Annotated in this window: 15 protein-coding genes; 7 read left to right on the forward strand and 8 right to left on the reverse strand. The window is 64.4% G+C overall.

Annotated elements, in window-relative coordinates:
* The first annotated feature begins 1 nt into the window (after position 1).
* Genes fhuB through MB84_RS07775 form a run of 3 tightly spaced genes read left to right on the forward strand, consistent with a single transcriptional unit; the run spans position 2 to position 4,504 of the window.
* Entirely contained in the window at positions 2-2,017 is a 2,016-nt protein-coding gene (fhuB, locus tag MB84_RS07765; RefSeq protein WP_084010015.1) for a Fe(3+)-hydroxamate ABC transporter permease FhuB, read from the forward strand.
* A gap of 35 nt (positions 2,018-2,052) precedes the next feature.
* Positions 2,053-3,729: a cyclic peptide export ABC transporter gene (locus MB84_RS07770; protein WP_084009655.1), complete on the forward strand. Its 1,677-nt coding sequence runs from the start codon at positions 2,053-2,055 to the stop codon at positions 3,727-3,729.
* Positions 3,722-4,504: an ATP-binding cassette domain-containing protein gene (locus tag MB84_RS07775; RefSeq protein ID WP_065225837.1), complete on the forward strand. Its 783-nt coding sequence runs from the start codon at positions 3,722-3,724 to the stop codon at positions 4,502-4,504. The genes MB84_RS07770 and MB84_RS07775 overlap by 8 nt, the downstream gene beginning before the upstream one ends.
* Before the next feature lie 43 nt (positions 4,505-4,547).
* Here MB84_RS07775 and MB84_RS07780 read toward each other — a convergent pair whose 3' ends face one another.
* The gene (locus MB84_RS07780) at positions 4,548-5,333 is read right to left on the reverse strand and encodes an AraC family transcriptional regulator (RefSeq protein WP_046291368.1); all 786 of its coding nucleotides are present in this window, start codon (positions 5,331-5,333) and stop codon (positions 4,548-4,550) included.
* Positions 5,334-5,728: 395 nt separating this feature from the next.
* Between MB84_RS07780 and MB84_RS07785 the strand changes: the two genes are divergently transcribed.
* Positions 5,729-7,816 carry a TonB-dependent siderophore receptor gene (locus tag MB84_RS07785; protein WP_052653032.1) on the forward strand — a complete coding sequence of 696 codons (2,088 nt, stop codon included), beginning with the start codon at positions 5,729-5,731 and terminating at the stop codon, positions 7,814-7,816.
* 148 nt (positions 7,817-7,964) lie between these two features.
* Positions 7,965-8,621: a GTP cyclohydrolase II gene (gene ribA, locus MB84_RS07790; RefSeq protein ID WP_046291370.1), complete on the forward strand. Its 657-nt coding sequence runs from the start codon at positions 7,965-7,967 to the stop codon at positions 8,619-8,621.
* Between the two features lie 51 nt (positions 8,622-8,672).
* Here ribA and MB84_RS07795 read toward each other — a convergent pair whose 3' ends face one another.
* The 7 genes from MB84_RS07795 to MB84_RS07825 form a co-directional block, all read right to left on the reverse strand.
* Positions 8,673-8,954: a DUF3325 domain-containing protein gene (locus tag MB84_RS07795; protein ID WP_046291371.1), complete on the reverse strand. Its 282-nt coding sequence runs from the start codon at positions 8,952-8,954 to the stop codon at positions 8,673-8,675.
* Complete coding sequence (locus MB84_RS07800; RefSeq protein WP_046291372.1) at positions 8,951-10,639, reverse strand: PepSY-associated TM helix domain-containing protein; 1,689 nt, start codon at positions 10,637-10,639, stop codon at positions 8,951-8,953. The genes MB84_RS07795 and MB84_RS07800 overlap by 4 nt, the downstream gene beginning before the upstream one ends.
* Positions 10,636-10,995 carry a DUF3649 domain-containing protein gene (locus MB84_RS07805; RefSeq protein ID WP_084009656.1) on the reverse strand — a complete coding sequence of 120 codons (360 nt, stop codon included), beginning with the start codon at positions 10,993-10,995 and terminating at the stop codon, positions 10,636-10,638. Before MB84_RS07805 ends, MB84_RS07800 begins: the two co-directional genes overlap by 4 nt.
* A 12-nt stretch (positions 10,996-11,007) precedes the next feature.
* Positions 11,008-11,772: a DUF4198 domain-containing protein gene (locus MB84_RS07810; RefSeq protein WP_084009657.1), complete on the reverse strand. Its 765-nt coding sequence runs from the start codon at positions 11,770-11,772 to the stop codon at positions 11,008-11,010.
* Between the two features lie 68 nt (positions 11,773-11,840).
* The gene (locus MB84_RS07815; RefSeq protein ID WP_084010016.1) at positions 11,841-14,312 is read right to left on the reverse strand and encodes a TonB-dependent receptor; all 2,472 of its coding nucleotides are present in this window, start codon (positions 14,310-14,312) and stop codon (positions 11,841-11,843) included.
* A gap of 180 nt (positions 14,313-14,492) precedes the next feature.
* Positions 14,493-15,512, reverse strand: a complete 1,020-nt coding sequence (locus MB84_RS07820) for a FecR domain-containing protein (protein ID WP_046291373.1) — start codon at positions 15,510-15,512, stop codon at positions 14,493-14,495.
* Positions 15,513-15,556: 44 nt separating this feature from the next.
* Complete coding sequence (locus tag MB84_RS07825; protein ID WP_046291374.1) at positions 15,557-16,075, reverse strand: sigma-70 family RNA polymerase sigma factor; 519 nt, start codon at positions 16,073-16,075, stop codon at positions 15,557-15,559.
* A 646-nt stretch (positions 16,076-16,721) separates the two neighbouring features.
* On the opposite strand from MB84_RS07825, the gene MB84_RS07830 reads away from it, so the two are divergent.
* Together MB84_RS07830 and mgtA are read left to right on the forward strand one after the other, a co-directional pair.
* A complete protein-coding gene (locus MB84_RS07830; RefSeq protein ID WP_046291375.1) occupies positions 16,722-17,069 on the forward strand; it encodes a hypothetical protein in 348 nt (115 codons plus the stop codon).
* A gap of 335 nt (positions 17,070-17,404) precedes the next feature.
* Complete coding sequence (mgtA, locus tag MB84_RS07835; RefSeq protein ID WP_046291376.1) at positions 17,405-20,158, forward strand: magnesium-translocating P-type ATPase; 2,754 nt, start codon at positions 17,405-17,407, stop codon at positions 20,156-20,158.
* Positions 20,159-20,232 lie beyond the last annotated feature (74 nt).

Below are 20,232 nucleotides of genomic sequence, written 5' to 3' on the forward strand. Positions count from 1 at the left end.
GATGCGTCATCTCTGGCTTCTGGCGACGATCGTCGGCGTGCCCGCGATGGGGCTCGCGCTCGTCACGTTGCTGTCGCTGCGCCCGGCGGGCGTCGACAGCGGCACGTTCCTCGCCGCCGTTTGGCACGCCGTCATATATCCGACGCTGGACCCAAATGCGTCGGCTTCGGCTGCCGCGATGTCGGGCCTGCTCGTGAGCTACGCGTGGCTGCCGCGACTGGCGATGTCGGTGCTGGCCGGTGCCGGGCTTGCGCTCGCGGGCGTGATGTTTCAGCAGGTCCTGCGCAATCCGCTCGCCGAGCCGTTGACGCTTGGTGTGGCATCGGGCGCGTCGCTTGCGCTGTCGGCGGCGACGATCTGGTTGCCTGCCGTGGCCTTCGCGTGGCGCTCGGGCGTCGCGTTGTTCGGCTCGGCGGCGGCCATCGCCGTGGTGATGGCACTGACGTGGCGCAGCCGCTTCGCCCCTATCCCTGTGATTCTCGCGGGCATGATCGTCAACCTGTATTGCAGCGGGCTGTCGATCATGGTGTCGATGACGCACGAACGCGCGCTCGTCGGTGTCTTCGCATGGGGCGCCGGGTCGCTGGTGCAAAACGGCTGGCACGACTTCGCATGGCTGTTGCCCCGCGTGATCGTGGCCGTCGTTGCGGCGGCGCTGCTGCTCAGACCGCTCACGCTGTTCACGCTCGACGACCGCAGCATGACCCAGCTCGGCGCGCGCGTTGCATGGATTCGCGCCGCTGGACTGGGGGTGGCCGTGGCGCTCTCGGCATGCATCATCAGCGTCGTCGGCATCATCGGTTTCGTCGGTCTGGCCGGACCGCAACTGGTGCGGCTTGCCGGCGCGCGACGTCTGCGCGATCAGGTGATCTGGGCACCGTTCGTCGGCGCGCTCATGCTGATGCTGACCGACCAACTTGTGCAGTGGTTGCCACTGTTCGACGGCGCGTCGTTGCCCACAGGCGCCGCTGCTGCGTTGTTTGGCGGACCGCTGTTGCTATGGCTGCTGCGCCGCACGCGAGCCGGGGAAGTGGCGAGCGCGGATGCTGCGCCGCCCGCACGCGTGCGTCGACCGTTCCGATGGCTCGTGTTGGCACTCGTGTTGGGGGGCGCGCTCGTTTGGGCAACGCAGCATCTCGGGCGTTCGTTCGACGGCTGGGAATGGGCGACGCACGCGTCATGGGTATCGCTTTCGCCGTGGCGGCTGCCGCGCATGCTGGCGTCGGCCGCAGCCGGAGTCGCACTAGCGCTGGCGGGCACGCTGTTGCAACGGATCAGCGGCAACCCGATGGCCAGCCCGGAACTGCTGGGCGTGAGCGGCGGCGCCATGCTGGGGGTGCTGATCGTGACGTTCGCGGTGGTCGGTCCGTCGGCGTCGGCACTGTTCATTGCCGCCTTCGCAGGCGCTGCGCTCAGTCTCGCGGTCATGCTCACGCTCTCGCGCAAGGGCGGTTTCTCGCCTACGCGCATGCTGCTCGCAGGGGTGGCGATCTCCGGCATGGCGCAGTCGCTGGTGGCCATCGGGAGCGCGAGTGGCACGGCGAATGCCTTCCTGCTGCGCTCCCTGATGCTGGGCCTTACTTACATCGTCGGTCCCGGCATTGCCGTGGGCACGGTCGTCGCTTCGTTGGTGGGGCTGTTGCTGACGTGCCTGGCATCGCGCTGGCTCGATCTGCTGCCGATGGGCGACGCTACGGCGAGCGCCGTCGGCGTGAACGTGCGGCGTGCGCGCCTATGGATGTGGTGCCTGGCCGCGACGCTCAGCGCCGTGGCGACGCTCGTCGTCGGTCCGCTGTCGTTCGTCGGTCTGCTCGCGCCGCATCTGGCACGCATGGCCGGGTTCGGCAAGGGACGCTCGCAGGCCATCGCGTCGGCGGTGTCCGGGGCGTTGCTGATGATCGCCGCCGACTGGCTCGGACGCAATCTGCTCTTCCCGCAACAACTCCCGGCGGGTGTGCTCGCGATGCTGATCGCTGCGCCGTATCTGCTGTGGCACCTGCGTCGGCAGGTGGCGTGACATTCCCGACATCCCCATAAAAACAGAGATCTCTTATGTCCTTGTTCTGGCAATTGGTTCGTGCGTCCCGATGGCCGTTGGCCATTGCATTCGCCGGTAGTCTGATCAGCGGTTTCGGCAACGCGGGTCTCGTCGCGCTGATCAATCGCGCGTTGACGGCCCAGCGCGAACATCTGGGCGGGCTCGGCCTGCAATTTCTCGGCCTTGGCGTGATCGTGCTGGTCACGCGCGCGCTGTCGCAAACGCTCTTCATGTCGCTAGGTCAGCGCGCGAAGGCGACGTTGCGCATGCAGGTCGTGCGCCGCATCGGTGCCGCCCCCTATGCGAGTCTCGAGAAGCACGGCATTGCCCGCGCGATTGCCGTCCTCACACAGGACCTCGACACCATCGTCGTGCTGTTCGTGAACCTGCCGGTGCTGGCGATGCAGGGCGCCGTGATCGCCGGATGTCTCGTGTATCTCGGCTATCTGTCGTGGCAGATTCTGCTGTTCGCCGTGGTGACGATCTTCATCGGTGCGGCGGGATTTCGCTTCGCCAACCAGCGCGCGCTGCTGCATCTGCGCAGCTCGCGCAAACGTGAGGAATCGCTGGTGAAGGACTTCCGCGCGTTGTTCGACGGTGCGAAGGAGCTCAAGCTGCACCGTGCGCGTCGCGATGCCTTCATCGAAGACCGTCTCGCGAGCAATGTCGAGGCGGTGCGTGTGCAGCGCACGCGCGGTTACGTGCTGTATGCGGCGGCGGCCAGTTGGGGCAGCTTCATTCTGTTCGCCTTCATTGGCCTCACGCTGTTCGTGGTGCTGCGTCACGTCGACCTGCCGCCGCAAGTGGTGTCCGGTTACGCGCTCGTGTTCCTGTACATGATCATGCCGATCGAGGGCGTGCTGTCGGCGATGCCGTCGCTGGGCAGCGCACGCGTCGCGCTGGAGCGCATCGCGCAAGTCGAGAACGAACTGCCGCGCGAACTGCTACCCGCGCCGGGCAGGCAGGCGTTACCTGCGTTCCACGAAATCGTGCTCGAAGGCGTCACGCATCGCTACTTCCGCGAGCAGGAAAACGAAGTGTTCACGCTGGGGCCGGTGACGCTCACGTTCCGTCCCGGCGAACTCATCTATCTGGTCGGCGGCAACGGGAGCGGCAAAACCACGCTGGCCAAGCTGATCGTCGGCCTGTATGCGCCGGAGCAGGGGCGTATCGTGGTCGACGGCGTGCCCGTGGGCGACGCCGAGCGTGACCACTACCGTCAACTGTTCTCCGTGGTGTTCAGCGACTTTTTCCTGTTCGAACATCTGCTCGGGCTGCCGCCGGAAGGGCTAGACGCGCAGGCGAAAACGCTGCTCAAGTCGCTGCAACTCGATCACAAGGTGACGATTGCGGACGGACGCTTCTCCACGCTCGATCTCTCGCAGGGACAGCGCAAGCGTCTCGCGTTGCTGGTGGCGTATCTGGAAGACCGGCCGTTCTATGTCTTCGATGAATGGGCGGCGGATCAGGACCCTCTGTTCAAGGACGTTTTCTACCGCCAGATGCTGCCCGCGCTCAAAGCGCGCGGCAAGAGCGTGCTGGTCATTACCCACGACGACCGCTATTTCGATCTGGCGGACCGTCTGATTCGTCTCGACTACGGTCAACTGCGCCAATCACGTGAGCCGCAAGCCGACGTCGAGGCGCCCAACGAACCTGCCGAACCAGATTCACCGAATGCTCATGACTGATATCCCGATGTTCGCTTTGCAAGACGTTTCGTTCGCGGTAGAAGGGCGCACGCTGCTTGCGCCACTGACGCTGGAACTCGCGGCCGGACAGGTGCACGGACTGATCGGCCACAACGGCTCGGGCAAGTCGAGCCTGATCAAGTTGCTCGCGCGCCAGCTTCAGCCGATGAGCGGCAACATCGCGTTTGAGGGACGGGGGCTGGCGTCGTGGGGCGCACGCGAGTTTGCGCGGCGTGTGGCGTATCTGCCGCAGCAGCCGCCCGCCGCTGCCGGGATGACGGTGTCCGAACTGGTCGCGCTCGGTCGTTACCCGTGGCACGGCGCGCTCGGACGCTTCGACGTCCATGACCACGCGGCCGTGCAAAACGCGATGGTGCAGACCGACGTGCTCGGCTTTGCCGACCGTCTCGTGGAATCGCTCTCGGGCGGGGAGCGTCAGCGCGTGTGGCTGGCCATGCTCGTGGCGCAACAGGCGCAGTGTCTGCTGCTGGATGAACCGACCTCGGCGCTCGACGTGGCGCATCAACTGGACGTCCTCAAACTCGTGCGCGAACTGGCCGACGCGCATGGCCTTGGCGTCGTGATCGTGCTGCACGACGTCAACATGGCCGCGCGCTTTTGCGACACACTGCTCGCGCTCAAGCAAGGCAAGCCGATTGCGCGTGGCACGCCGGCGGAACTGATGTCGCCCGATACGTTGCAGACGATCTATGGCGTGCCGATGGGCGTCCTGCCGAATCCAGATGGCGGGATGCCGGTGAGTTATGCGCGCTGACGTCGCGCACTGAGTGCGATCAAGGCAGACGCCCGCGTTCGACTCAGGCGTCGGCGAGATAGCGTTGCGGGGAGCGTCCCGTGACCTGTTTGAACATGGCGATGAAGGCGCTTGGGCTGGCATAGCCGAAGGCGTCCGCCGTCGTCGCCACCGACGCGCCCTGCGCCAGCGTCGAGATCGCTTCGGACACGCGCAGATGCTGGCGCCACGTCACGAACGTCATGCCCGTCTCCGTCCGGAACTGACGCGCGAGCGTGCGTGCGCTGACCCCGAACTGTTCCCCCCAGAAGTCGAGCGTCAGCTTGCTGGCAGGCTCGTTCATCAGATGCTCGCAGATCGCCTGTAAGCGCGCGTCCCCCGGCACTGGCACGCCCCGTTCGGGCACGGGGGCAGCGTCGTGCAGCAGACCCATCAGGGGTGGCACCGAGAGCGCCGCGCGGCTCGTGGGGCCGTAGGTGTCGCCGTCGCGGCTCACGGTCACCGCCAGTTCGCGAATGAGCGGCGTGACGAGGATGACCGTCGGGCTGGTCCAGTCCCACGGGAACGCGCGCGGCTCCATGTAGAGGTTGCCCATCTGTCCGTCGCCCACGGCATGCAGTTCGTGCTCGATGTCCGACGGCAGCCAGAGCGCACGCGAGGGCGGCAACGTCCAGATGGCGGACGGCGTGAGCACGCGCACGATGCCGCGCACCGGGAATACCAACTGACCGTGTCGATGACGATGCCAGATCAGCCGTTCGCCATGACGAAAGGGCGTGACCTGCGCAAAGACATCGCGCGGCAAGGGACGCACGGCATGGGGAAACCGTTTGCGAAGGAAGTCACTCATGGGGGAATGCGGGTCTCGCGTCACGATGTCGCTAATTGGATGGAGATTGTCAAAAAATCGACATTTATTGTCGTCCTTACCTTTTTCGAACCCGATATTCTCCATAGCTATCAATGTGTTGTGCCGGATCATACGCAAATTTAGTAATGAGTCTCATTTGCGATATTTCCGCCAGTGTAGCGGGAATTGGACGAAGGCGGGCGCGACACGATCTTCCGCACGAAACACCCGTACGCCAATTTTTGATCGCCGGTGAAGCCCGGCAACAAGGGGAAGTGTTGTCAACGATGCAAACGATTCAGAACCAGAAACCTCGCCGCGCGGCACGGGGCCGCACTCTGTACGGCATGAGGGCAGGGCAGTCGCGCCATAGGCTCACGCCCCTCGCATTTGCGATGCTCATGGTGGGCGTGGCCACCGCGCATGCGCAAAGCGCGACACCGGCGGCAGGCGCCGGTGTCGCATTGCCCGCCGCCAACGTGACGGCGCAACGCGATGCGCAGACGGAAGGCTCGACGTCCTATGGTGCGTCGATCACGACCCTCGGCAAGACGCCGCAAGCCATCAAGGACGTGCCGAATTCCGTGTCGGTCGTGACGCGTGCACGCATGGACGATCAGGCGATGACATCGGTCGCGGACGCTTTGCAGTTCACCACGGGCATTACGGCCGTGAACTATGGTGACGGAACCTACTACTTCAATTCACGCGGCTACAGCGTCGGCGTGGAGTTCGACGGCGTGTCGATTCTGAGCGGCATCCAGTACCAGCCGCAATTCGACCTGTCGATGTACGACCGGGTGGAGGTTTTCCGCGGTCCGGCAGGGCTGCTGGACGGCACGGGCGAACCGGGCGGCACCGTCAATCTGGTGCGCAAGCGCCCGGGCGACACCTTCGCCGTACGCAGCGAGACCACCATCGGATCGTGGGCAAACTACCGTCAGATGATCGATGTCACCGGGCCGCTTAACGAGTCCGGCACCATTCGCGGACGTGCTGTGCTGACGGGCGATACCGGTAACAAGTCGGTCACCCGTACCAGCGAGAGCAATTTCCTCGCCTATGGCGCGTTGGAATTCGATCTCACGCCGCGTACGTTGCTGTCGCTATCCGGGTCTTATCAGGTCAACCCGCTGCACGGGTTCGATTACGGTCAGTCGCTGCTGACGAATCGCTCGTTCCTGAACGCGCCGAACAACTCGAATTTCTCGCCGGACTGGAACTATGCCTGGACATCGATGCAGGAGGTCAACGGCAGGCTGGAGCACCGCTTCGATAACGACATCGTCTCGACGACGACGATCAACTATCGTCACGTGCTCCCCAACAGCAAGTACGCATATCTCGGCCCGGGGATCAACGCTTCGACGTTGACGGCGCGCTATTTCGGCCAGTCGCAGCGTGGTGAAAACAATCTGCTGGGCATCGATTCTCACCTGTCCGGACCGGTGCAGGCGTTTGGTCGCAAGCACGAGTGGCTGGTCGGGATGAACTACCAGATGACGCAGCAGCGTAGCTTGTCTGGCGGCGAAAACCTCGGCAACTTCAGCATCTTCTCGCCGCCTTCGGTCGAACCGACGATCCCGTTCGATTCGGGCAACAAGCTTCAGGCGCAGCAGTTTGGCGTGTACGGACAGGCGCGCGTGCGCGTGCTGGATCCGCTGACTGTGGTGCTGGGCGGGCGCGAAGCCTGGTTCCAGCAGCAAAGCCAGAATCTGTTGCCGACCGAAGGACCGTGGGAGACGACGGCACGCGCGAACCACAAGTTCATTCCGTATGGCGGCATCGTGCTCGCGCTTACGCCGCAGATCAACGCGTACTTCAACTACTCGAAGATCTTCGCCCCGCAGACCGCGACGACGTTCGATGGTCAGGGGTTGCCCCCGCGCGAGGGACAGCAATATGAAGTCGGCGTGAAGGGATCCTTCCTCGATGGGCGCCTGAACGCGACGGTGGCGGCATTTCGCATGACGGATACCAACCGTGGCGTGGCGGACCCGCTCCATGCCATCGGCTCCGTGGCGGCAGCCTCCGCACAGAGTCAGGGCTGGGAGGCGGAAGTCACGGGCCAGGTCACGCGTGACTGGAACGTCTACGCAGGCTACACGCTGCTCAACACGCGCTACAACAGTGACCCGAGCCAGGTCGGTCAGGCGCTCGACGGCGAGGAGCCGCAGCATCTGTTCAAGTTGTACACGACCTATCGCTTCTCTGACGGTCCACTCGGTGGTGTGCTCAATGGCTTGCGCGTTGGCGGCGGCGTGCGTATCCAGAGTTCGACCTACCGTACCGTGGGCGCAGCGCAGGGCGGCTACGCGGTCTGGGACGCGATGCTCGCTTACCGCGTGAACCGCCATCTGGAAGCGCAGTTGAACGTGAACAACGTGTTCAATCGTGACTACTATGCGCGCGTGCCGTCGACTTTCTATGGCATTTACGGCGAGCGTCGTAACGTCACGCTCACGCTACGGGCCGATTACTGATCGCCGTGCCCGTCGATTGAGCAGCCCCGTGCAACAGTGTGTTGCACGGGGCTGTCGGCTGAAATTCGGAAATGGCGGTACACTCCGAGCACACGCCATCATTGTCCGGTGGCACGCAACTCCAATTTCAGCCCGTTCGAACGTCAACATGAAGTCCCCTGGTACTGCCCCTGCCACGCTCAATTGCGACGCTGGCGAATGCGTCGAGCTTGTCGCTACGGCAACGCTGCCCACTCGCTACGGCACCTTCACTTCCCACGCGTTTCGCGTCAAAGACAGCGCCAACGAGCATCTCGCGCTGGTGATGGGCGACGTGTCGGGCGAGGGGGGCGCGCTGCCGCCGCTGGTGCGTCTGCACTCGGAATGTCTGACGGGGGACGTTTTCGGCTCCTATCGCTGCGATTGCGGCGAGCAACTGGACGCCGGTATGCGCAAGATTGCCGAAGAAGGGCGCGGCGTAATGCTGTATCTGCGCGGCCATGAAGGGCGCGGCATTGGGCTGAGCAACAAGATTCGTGCGTACCTGCTGCAAGAGCAGGGGCGCGACACGGTCGAAGCCAACCTCGATCTCGGCCTGCCCGACGACGCTCGCGAATACGATTCCGCCGCTGCCATCCTGCGTATTCTCGGTGTGGGTTCGGTGCGGCTCATGAGCAACAATCCGAAGAAGTTCGACACGCTCATCAAGCACGGCATCCCGGTGAGCGAGCGTGTGGCGCTCGACATTCCGGTGCGCGAAGAGAACGAACGCTATATCCGCACCAAGCAGGTCAAGTTCGGACACTACTTCGAAGAGAACGAGTAATCGTCGTCTGACGGTTCCTTGACGATTCTCCGATATCCGTCGGCCAGTCTCTCAGCGAGACTGGCGGCGGCGCTCCGCCAGAATGAGCGTCAGATACACCAGACCGGCGGCCATGCTGGTCTGTCCACTGTAGTTCACCAGTCCGAATCCCCATCCCCGATGCATGACCGTTGCGCCCAGCGCCACGGCCAGCGCCGTCCATCCGACGATCCGGCCATTGCGCGTGCGCACCGGTGAAACGGTCTTGAAGCGCGCTTCCTGCTGACGCTGCGTCGACATCGCCAGTGCCGCAAAGCCCGCAAGGCAGAGCGCGAAAGTGACGAAATGACTCATGCGCGGTCCTCGTTCAACGACGCATTGATCGGCGCATTGATCGGCGCGCTGGCCGTCGTGCGGACCGGTGCCATGACGCGTGCGGGCTTCGCCTTCGGCTTGTGACGCGCGGTGCGAATCGCGAGCCACGCATGCAGCGCTGCGAAGGCCCAGAGCATCAGATCCACGCCTGCGTACACCCAGTCGCCGGTCGTCAGGCTATGCCAGAGACCGCGCGACGTCGTGACAGCGTTAAGCACCGGTAGCAGCGCGAGTACAGCAGCGCCGAACCACAGCAATTCCACCCACGCACGTTTGGCAGGGCGCACCAGCGCGTACAACAGCGTCGCCGCCCATGCCCAATAGAACACGTCGACTTCGGTGACGCTGCGCCTGAGCGCATCCGCCGGAATCAGGCGGTTGCCCCAGAGGAAGGCCGTCATGGCAATAGAGAGCCCTCCAATCGCTGCGATGTTCAGACGCTCGACCACGTGAAAGCCGAAATGGGGACGCGTCGGATCGGGCAGCTTGGTGCGACGCTTGACGGTCCACATCACCAACCCCGAGCCGACCATCGCCGTGCCGCCGAGACTCACGAGGAAGTACAGCCAGCGCAGATGCAGATCGCTGAAGCGCCCGAGGTGCAGGGCGTACATCACGCCACGCGTTTCGGCCGCCGGGCCGACGCCGTCGTGAACGTCGATCAACTTGCCGGTCGTGCCGTCGAACAGCAGGTACTGCGGGCTCATCGAGACACGCGTGCTTTCGCCGCGTGTGACGGCCACGCGCGCGGCGGCGTCGCCCGCATGGGTGACGCTCACGCGGCCGACGTCGCTCGCGCCCCAGCGCGCCTGCGCCTCGCGCACCATCGGGGCAATCGGCGCCAGCGGTACTTTTTCGCCGGTCGCTTTACCCGGCGGCGGGAAGGCGCTTAGCTGCGCGCTGAGTTGCGCGCGGTCCATTGGCGTCTTGAGCGCCGTTTGCGCGCCCCACGGCATGTACATCGCCATGAGCGTGACGAGGCCCGTGTAGGTGATCATCAGATGGAAGGGCAGGCCGAAGACCGACAGCGCGTTATGCGCATCGAGCCACGAGCGCTGCCCCTTGCCCCATCGGAAGGTGAAGAAGTCGATGAAGATTTTCTTGTGCGTGATCACGCCGCTGACGATTGCCACGAGCATGAACATCGCGCAGAAACCCGCGAGCCAGCGTCCCCACAGGACGGGCAGCGGGTGAAACTGAAAGTGAAACCGGTAGAAGAAATCGCCGCCGAGCGTCTCGCGCGCTTGCAGCGTGCGGCCGGTCGACGAGTCGAACGTCGCTTCTTCGAAGGTGCGACGTGGGGTGCTTGCATCGGCTTTGAGTGCGCCTTTGGGCGCAGGCGGATTGCGCCAGAAGACGCCCGCGACCGGATTGCGCTCGGTCGGCAGATAGATGCTCCACTGAGGGCTGCCCGCAGCGAGCGTCACGAGTTGGTCGCCGACGTGCTGAGCGACTACGGCGGGATCGGGCAACGACTGCCGGTGCGGCACCTCGGGGCGCATCCATTGCGACAGTTCGTCCTTGAAGTAACTCACGGTGCCCGTGAGAAACATGGCGTACAGCAGCCAGCCGACGAGCAGGCCGGACCACGTATGCAGGTCCGACATCGTCTGGCGGATGCTTCGTGCCTGAGGTTTCGTTTTTGGCGCGGGCGTGGACGTCATGCCGTACCTCCCGTGGCAAGGCTCGCCATGTGGCCAGACGCCACCGCCCACGTCACCAGGGCAAGCGGGGCGGCAACGATCAGCAGACCGGCCCAGGCGCGCCACGCACTGCGCACGGCGAACACCCAGACGACTGCACCGGCATAGATGGCGAAGCTCGCCAACTCACCGGTGATGACCGCCTGCGTCTTGCTCATCGGCAGCGCGAGTACGGCAACGCTCGCGAGCGCGGCCACGGCGTAACCGCCGCCGACGGCCGCCACGATGCGCGAGAGCAGTGCCCCGATGTTGACGATGCGTTCGCAAAGCCCAGCGTTGCCGAGCTTGCCGGACAGGGCGCGACGAGGCTGAGCCATGATGCGTGTCGCTTACTTGTTGGGTGTGGCGGCGGGGCCCGCCGGGAGCGGTTCGATGCCCTCGGCTTGCATGACGGTCGTCGTCGTCACGTAGCTCACACCCTGATAGCGCTCGCCGCCCTTGGCGCCCGGGCGCTCACCCGGCGTCATGTCCTTGTGACTGACTTCGGCAACGTACACCCCCTTCCACGGCATGTCGAAGGTGACAAGCCCCTGTTCGTTGGTATGCGCCTCCTTGGCCCAGCCCGATTGCGTGACGAGCGAAACCTTCGCCTTGGGCAGCGGCTTGCCCTGGAAGAACAACTGGAACTCGCCCTGCTTGCCTGCGGGCACGAGGTCGAGCGTCAGTTGCGGTTTCTGCTTCGAGAAGTCGGTCGCCAGACGCGCCGCCGGGCGGTACCAGTTCGTGACTTCCTGGCCGTCGCGCCTGGACGTGAAGAGCGGGTATTTCGCTTCTTCGGCGATCAGCGATTCACCGGCGCTCGCCTTGAACGGGAGTGCGAAGCCGTTGGCCGTCTTGGTGGCGGCGGCCGTCTTCTCGCCCTGCGCCGAGCTCAGCGTGCCGGTGGGCGCGACGAACTTGTCGAGCAGACCCGGCGACGCTTCACGCAGGTTCTCGCCGAATTCGCCGAAGCGGATCACGGCGTTCTGACCGGCGGGCTGTTCGATCCAGATCTGGTGTGCCTGCGCGGCCCCGGCGAAAGCGATGAGGGCACCGGCGGTGAGCCTGGCCAATTGGGGCAGTCGGTTTAAACGGTGGATGGCAGTCGTCTTCATTGCGGTCTCCTTGGAGAGGTGGCAGAACGGAAGGAATGAGGGGAGGCTCAGCGGCATCTCGTTCGTCTTCAAAAGTCGATCTGCGCGGAGAGCAGGAACGTGCGCGGTGCCGCCACGGTGGCGTAGGTACCGCTCATGAGCCAGTAGTTCGAGTTGAACAGGTTCTCGATGTTGGCGCGCAGTACGACCGACTTGCCCGCGACGCGCGTGCGATAGCGCGCGCCGATGTCGTAACGCGTCCACGCAGGCAATTCGAGCGTGTTGGCGGCGGTGAAGTACATGCGCGAGGTGTTGATGATGCGGCCATTGAGCGAGAGGCCCGGCACCCACGGCGTATCCCAGTCGACACCGAGGTTGAACGCGCGCTTGGGCACGCCGTTCGCATCGTTGCCGTCGTTGGTGCCACCGGCGGTCTTGGTGAGCTTGGCGTCGTAGAACGTGGCGCTGGCCATCAGGCGCAGACCCTTGACGACTTCGCCGTAGGCGGACAATTCGATGCCGCGATTACGCTGTTCGCCGTCGAAGCTGTAGAGATTGGTCGACGGATCGGTAATCGCATTCGGGCGCTCGACCTGGAATACCGACACCGTCGTCGTCACCGGACCCCAATCGGTCTTCACACCGGCTTCGTACTGCTTCGACTTGTACGGCGGGAACACCTGTCCGGCGTTGACGGTGCCCACCGGCGCGGTGCCGCCACGCGACAGCCCCGACGTGAAGTTCGCATACACCGACACGTTCTGGAGCGGCTTGACGACGATGCCCGCGAGCGGCGAGACGGCGCTCTGGTCGTACGTTCCGGTGAGTGCGCCGGTGACGGTGCTGAAATTGTCGAGCGCGACGCGCTGGTGACGCAGACCGCCGGTGAGCAGCACGCGATCGTTCAGGAACGACAGGGTGTCGGTCACGGCGATGCTGGTCAGCGCCGATTCGGATGCCTTCTTTGCCTCGGTGCGCGCCGCGCCGATGCCAGGCAGTGGCGAAGGGTTGTAGATGTTCGACGCGACCGACGTCGAGCCCGGCACATAGGCGTTGCCCGAGTCCTGCTCCAGACGCGAGGCCTGCACCGTCAGGGTGTGGCCGACGTCGAACGTCCTGAAGTTCACGCGTGCGCCCACTTCGCCCGTGCGCGAGCGTGTGTACGAGTCGTAATACGAATTCATGACGGTGAAGTTGCCGAGCGCGTCTGCGGGGCCGCTCGGGAACGTCTGGTAGGCCGTGGCGTAGTGATAGCCCACGGCGCCCCACACCGTCACATTGCGCAGCACGTCGTATTCGAGGCGTGTGGTCACGGCCGAATCGTGCAGATGCAGTTCGCTGCCGGGGTAGAAGTTGCGATAGCCCGAGGGGGCGTCCGGGATCTTCTTGACGGACGATTGGAAGCCGATCTGCGGACGGAAGTTGTCGTCGCCTTCGTGCTGCGTGTAGGCGTCGAGCGTCCAGCGCAGTCGTTGTGTGGTGTAGTCGAGGCCGACCGAGCCGAAGCCGATGTTCTGCTTGCCGTTGTCGAGCGTGGTGTTGCCGTCGCGGAACACGCCGTTCAGACGCACGCCCCATTCCTGGTTTTCGCCGAAGCGACGGCCCACGTCGGCTTCGACCCCGAGTTGCGATTTGCTCTGGAAGGTCGTCGTCAGACGCGTGATCGGCTCGCTCGTCGCACGCTTGGTCACCACGTTGATTGCGCCACCGATACTGCCGCTCGGGCCGATGCCGTTCATCAGCGTGCCCGGTCCCTTGAGGACTTCGATGCGCTCGACGATGGCCGCAGGTACCCGGCTTGCCGATGCCATGCCGTACAGGCCGTTCAGACCGACGTCGCTGCTGGAGACGGTGTAGCCGCGAATCTGGAAGTCCTCGCCGAAGCCGCCGCTGGAAGTCAGCATGCGCACCGACGATTCGTTGATGACGACGTCGGCGAGCGTGCGCGCCTGCTGGTCGCGCACCATCTGCTCGGTGTAGTTCATCGTGCTGAACGGCACGTCCATGGCGTCGGCCGAGCCGAGCATGCCGAGGCTGCCGCCGCGCGCGATCTGGCCGCCCGCGTAGGCCGGTTGCAGACCGTTGTCGTACGTGGCGGTGACGTGGGTCGTCGGCAGGGCGACTGCGCCGTCCATGCTTGCTGCGCCACTTGCCGGGGCAATCAGAAAGCTGCCGTTCGATTGCGGCACGACTTCCACGCCCGTGCCTGCGACGAGCGCGTCTAGGCCGTTACGCGGCGTGTAGGTGCCTTTGAGGCCGTTGCTGTGACGTCCGGCCGTGACTTCGGGTTTGAAGGACAGCATGATGCCCGCGTCGCGACCGAAGCGGCTCAGTGCGTCTTCGAGCGAGCCTGCGGGAATGTCGAACGCGCGCGCGCCCGGTGCGGCCACGTTCTGCGCCTGTGCTGCGAGCGGCGTGAGGACGACTGCGAGGACCGCGCCCGTGGGTGCGGCAACGGCTGCGCCAAGGGCGATGCGGCCCAAAGCGCTGGCCAGCCGCGTGCGGCGATGGACCCAATTTGGTTGGCTGGGGCGCTGTTGCTGCCCACGGACGTGACCCATGATCTGACCTTTCGTGTGGAAGTAGAGCGGTGGTGCTCGACTTCCATGACCCGCGAAAAACAGAAACGGATCACCTTTTTTCAAAAAAATTGTTGAGCCGCCTTAATGAGGCTCGGGTGAGGCTCGGGTGAGGCTCGAGTGCGGCTTGGTGCGGCTGGATCCGGTCGTCCGATCCTTGCTTCAGGCCGGAACGAGCCGGATCTCCCGGGTGCCCCAGAAGCGCGTGACCGCTTCGGTGCGCACCGCGAGCGTGGTGCCGAGGGTGTCGAGCACCTTGCCGACATCGTCGAGCGGAAACGTGCCCGACACGCGCAAATTGGCCACGCTGGCGTCGCACGAGAGCGAGGCGTTGCTGTAACGCGCCAGATCGGCCACGAAATCAACGAGCCGCATGCTGCGCGCGACGATGAAGCCTTCGGCCCACGTCGCGTCGTCCGTGGGCGTTTCCGTGGCTTCGGAGAGGCTGTCCGTCGTGTAGCGCGCGTGGTGTCCGGCCTGCACGATCAGCGCCTTTTCGGGCGCCGCGCGCGGGCGAATCTCCACTGCGCCCTTGAATACGCTGACATGCGTGCCGTCGTCGAACTGACGCACGGTGTAACGCGTACCGAGCGCGCGCGCCGTGCCCTGCGAGGTTTCGACGAGGAACGGGCGGGGCGGCACATGGTTGTCCGGCGCGGTCGTGATCAGCACTTCGCCGCCGATCAGCCTGACGCGACGTTCGTCGTCGCGATAGACGATGTCGATGGCGCTATCGGTGTTGAGCACGAGTTGCGTGCCGTCATCCAGTTGCAGCTTGCGACGCTCGCCCACGGCGGTTTGCACGTCGGCCGACCAGTGCCGCCACGGTGACGAATGCAGAACGCCCCATGTGCCGCCACCGGCGAAGAGCAGCACTGCCAGCGACTTCACTGCGCGGCGGCGCTGAGGCGACGCGGGCGATGCCAGCGCGGCCTGTGCGACGACCGATTCCACAGGGGCGGCGAGCGGTGCGAGCTTGCCTTTGACGGACTCGATGCGTTGCCACGCACGTTCGTGGTCGGGGTGCGCGTTGCGCCATGCGTGCCAGTCGGCAACGGTCTGCGGTGAGACGTCTTCGCCCTGCAACTCGATGAGCCACTCGACCGCGCGCTCGGCCACCTCTGCCGGTAGATTGCCGGCATCGGTGGTGGCGTCGTACCAGCTTGAGCGAATCGCAGGCATGGCGTTCTCGGGGGGCGGGGACGGCCGTGGTTGACGTGTCGGCATCACTCGAGAAACGACAGGTCGGCGAAATAGCAGCGCTGCAAGGCTTTCGCAAGATAGCGCTTGACCGTCGGAATCGAGATGCCGAGCGTGGCCGCGATCTGGGCGTGCGTTTGTCCGTCCAGCTGCGAATACAGAAACGCCTGCCGCACGATGACCGGCAGGCCGTCGAGGAGGCGATCCAGTTCCAGCAGCGTCTCAAGCATGATGGCGCGCGTCTCGGGCGACCACTCGACGTCGCGCGGCACCTGCGCGAGCGCTTCGAGATACGCGCGTTCGAGCTTCTGACGTCGCCAGTGATTGGAGACGAGATTCTGTGCGACCGTCGTGAGGTACGCGCGCGGTTCGTCGAACGAGGCGGGGACCCGCTCGCTGCCGAGCAATCGCACGAAGGTGTCGTGCGCTATGTCGGCGGCTTGTTCTGCACTGCCCAGACGTCGATGCAACCAGCCCTTCAACCACGAATGGTGATGGCTGTACAACATCTCGACGGTGGAGGGGAGGGTGCCCGGGGTTTGCATGATCCAGCCTGATGCTCGGTCTACTCACGACGCTCAGGCCCGACGCGAACGCCGGTGACGGTCATGCAGCAGGTGAGACGAATGCCAATAATTTGTTAATGATAATCATTATTAATACCGTATGGGAAATATCCCTGTCAATGGGAAGTGCTTTCGGCATAGACAAAACATCGGAGTGCCGAATTCGGGGAGCGTCGCTCAGGGCCGTGGCATGGGGGTGAGCGGTCGACGCCGGTGTTGTATTAAGGAGAATTCCGAAGATGTTTGCGATGCAGCATTTATTGCTTGACGCTCCAATTTGGCCTCAGTTACCATCCGCCCTGTCTTCAATCTAAGGGGTTAGTCCGTGAATTCCGATGCCAGTAGTCCTCGATCTTTGATCGATTGATTGCCTGAGGATCCACAGCCTTCCCTGTGCCGCGTCCTCATGCAGGATGCGGTGTCTAACGCCACTTGAACGCTCGCCCTGAGCGTATGTTTCCGGCGACATTCCCGCAAAAGGTTCCACTGTCGTGCCTGTGATGGGCGCTGTCGTCTTGCGCATGCGTTTCGTGCCGTGCGTTGCAACGATGCGTTCTCGCGAGCCGACCGTCCGTGCCGCGCGCTCACATGCGGCACGGACACTTCGCAGCCATGCGAGGAAATCATGCGAGCTTTTCAAACCTTCCAGGCTTTTCAGAGCCAACCGACGCGCACCACACCGGTGTCGCATCTGACCATCGTTTGTCTGGCCGAGGCCCTCGGGGCCTTGCGCAAGCAGATGTTCATCGATCTCACCGCGCTCGGCCTGCGCGCCACGCACGTCAGCATCACCCGATGGAGCGATCGCGACGAGGCGTCCGCCACCGTCACGCTCGACTGCCCGCAGGGTTCGCGCGCATCGCTCACGTCGCTCGTCATGCGGCTGTCGGGCGAGTGCAGCGTGCGCCGCGTGTTCTGGTCCGACGACGCCGCGCGTCGCGCGGCCACGACGGGCATGCCCGCGCACGCCTAGTGCCGCGCGGCTGACCGGGCCGCCCCATCACTGCCGGATAACGCAACACTCGCTTTCCGGCGTACCGCATCAACGAACATAAGGAGTCCGAAATGGAAGACGGAAGTAGCCGAATGTGGCCCGTCGGGACCATACCTTTGACGTATGGCTTCCCGGCGGGCGATTCGATGCCAAAACCCCATACCCGTATTTTTGCTTTCACCGACCGCGCGCTGCGCGGCGCGGCTGGGTGCGTTCGCGCTTTTTTCCGGAGAGATGACCTTCGGTAGCGACTGACGAGACCGGCCGGCCGCTCCACCCATCAGGGCAAGCGTCGGTCGCGCCAGGAACTCGTCATGACAAATAACCACCGCTCCCGCCATAAGCAGCGCGGCTTCGTCGACAACGCAACAGCGTCCGACCTGCCGCTCTCGGGCCCCGAAGTCGTCGCACGTCTTGCGACCGAACCCCTGCACCAGGTCCTGCACACGCTCGGCACCGATGTCAGCGGCCTGCCGCTCGCCGACGTCGGTCAGCGCCAGACGCGCTACGGCCCCAATGAGATCGCGCACGACAAGCCGCCGCACTGGACGCGCCAGCTCGCGAGCGCCTTCAATAATCCGTTTGTCTTCGTGCTGCTCGCGCTCGTCACGATCAGCTTCTTTACCGACGTCTATTTCGCCGATCCGGGCGATCAGGATTACAAGGGCATCATCATCCTGTCGACGATGGTGACGATCAGCGGCCTGCTGCGCTTCTTCTCGGAGTTCCGTTCGTTGCAGGCAGCCGAGAAGCTCAAGGCGATGGTACGCACCACGGCCAGCGTGCGCCGCCGTCTGTCGGCGTCGGGCAAGTCTGAGCGTCACGAGGTCGCCATGCGCGAGTTGGTCGTGGGCGACATCGTGACGCTTCAGGCAGGGGACATGATCCCGGCCGATCTGCGTCTGATCGAATCGCGCGACCTGTTCATCAGTCAGGCCGTGCTGACCGGCGAGGCGCTGCCCGTCGAGAAGTACGACACACTGGGTGCCGTCGCACAGAAGTCGGCGTCCATCGTAGCGGGCGAGGGCAATGCCAGCCTGCTCGACCTGTCCAACGTCTGCTTCATGGGGACGAACGTCGTGAGCGGCACGGCCGTGGGCGTGGTCGTCGCCACCGGTGGCGACACGTATTTCGGCGCGCTGGCGAAGAACGTCGTGAGCCACAAGCGTGTGGAGACGAGCTTCGACCGTGGCGTGAACAGCGTGAGCTGGCTGCTGATCCGCTTCATGCTGGTGATGGTGCCGATCGTCTTCATGATCAACGGCCTGACCAAAGGCGACTGGGTCAGCGCCCTGACGTTTGCGCTGGCGGTGGCCGTAGGTCTGACGCCCGAAATGCTGCCCATGATCGTGAGCGCCAACCTCGCACGCGGCGCTTTGGCGATGTCGCGCCGCAAGGTGGTGGTCAAGCGCCTGAACTCGGTTCAGAACTTCGGTGCGATGGACGTGCTTTGCACCGACAAGACCGGCACGCTCACGCAGGACCGCATCATTCTCGAACAGCATCTGGATGTGGCCGGCGACGAGCAGGAAGACGTGTTGCGTCTGGGCTGGCTCAACAGCTATCACCAGAGCGGTCAGCGCAACCTGATCGACGTGGCGATCATCCGTCGCGCTAACGAGATCGGCGAATCGGTGCAGCCGCGTGCGTTCGCCAAGATCGACGAACTGCCGTTCGACTTCGTGCGTCGCCGCCTGTCGGTCGTGGTCGCGAACGATCGTGGCGAGCATCAGATGATCACCAAGGGGGCCGTCGAAGAAATGCTGTCCGTCGCCACGCACGTGAAGACCCCGCAGGGTGTGCGTGCGCTCGACGATATGGCACGCGCCATGCTGATTGCGCGGGCCGAGGCATACAACGAAGACGGCTTCCGCGTGCTGGTCGTGGCCACCCGCGACATTCCGGCGGGCGAGACGAAGGCGCAATACAAGACGTCCGACGAACGCGAACTGACGGTGTGCGGTTTCCTGACCTTCCTCGATCCGCCCAAGGATTCCGCTGCCCCGGCGATTGCTGCGCTGCGCGAGCATGGCGTGACGGTCAAGGTGCTCACGGGCGACAACCCCATCGTCACGATCAAGGTGTGCCGCCAGGTCGGGCTGGAGCCAGGCACGCCGCTGCTCGGTGCGGACATCGAGCCGATGGACGACGCGAGGCTGCGCGAAGTCGTGGGACGCACGACCGTGTTCGCCAAGCTCGCCCCGCTGCACAAGGCGCGCGTGGTCAAGGCGTTGCAGGCCAACGGTCACACCGTGGGCTTCCTCGGCGACGGCATCAACGACGCCCCGGCGCTGCGCGATGCCGACGTGGGCATCTCGGTGGACACCGGTGCGGACATCGCCAAGGAGACTGCCGACATCATCCTGCTGGAAAAGAGCCTGATGGTTCTCGAAGCGGGCGTGATCAAGGGCCGCGAGACGTTCGGCAACATCCTCAAGTATCTGAACATGACGGCCAGTTCGAACTTCGGCAACGTGTTCTCGGTGCTGGTGGCGAGCGCGTTCCTGCCGTGGGAGCCGATGTTGGCGATGCAGTTGCTCATCCAGAACCTGATCTACGACATCTCGCAGATGTTCCTGCCGTGGGACCGCATGGATCCGGAGTTCCTGAAGAAGCCCCGCAAGTGGGATGCCAGCAACATCCGCCGCTTCATGCTGTGGAACGGGCCGACCTCCTCGGTGTTCGACATCACGACCTACGCGCTGATGTGGACAGTCTTCGGCGCGGGGGCGCTGTATCACGCGCATGGTGGCGATGCCGGTCAGGTCATCATGAATTCGGGCTGGTTCATCGAAGGGCTCGTCTCGCAGACGCTGGTCGTGCACTTGCTGCGCACGCAGAAGATTCCGTTCCTGCAAAGCACGCCGGCGCTGCCGATCATGCTCTCGACCTCCGTCGCCATTGCGATCGCCTGCTGGCTGCCGTACTCGCCGTTCGCAGCGACGCTCGGCTTCGTCAGCCTGCCGTTCTCGTACTTCTACTGGCTCGTGGCCACCATGCTTGGATACATCGCGCTGGCGCAGATGGTGAAGACGGTCTACATCCGCCGCTTCGGCCGCTGGTTCTGATTCATGAGCGAAGCCTGAAAGCTTGCCTCGCACATTGCAGTTGCAATGCCACCCGCCCCGATGGGGCGGGGGCG

The sequence above is a fragment of the Pandoraea oxalativorans genome (assembly GCF_000972785.3).
GTDB classification, from domain to species: Bacteria; Pseudomonadota; Gammaproteobacteria; order Burkholderiales; family Burkholderiaceae; genus Pandoraea; species Pandoraea oxalativorans.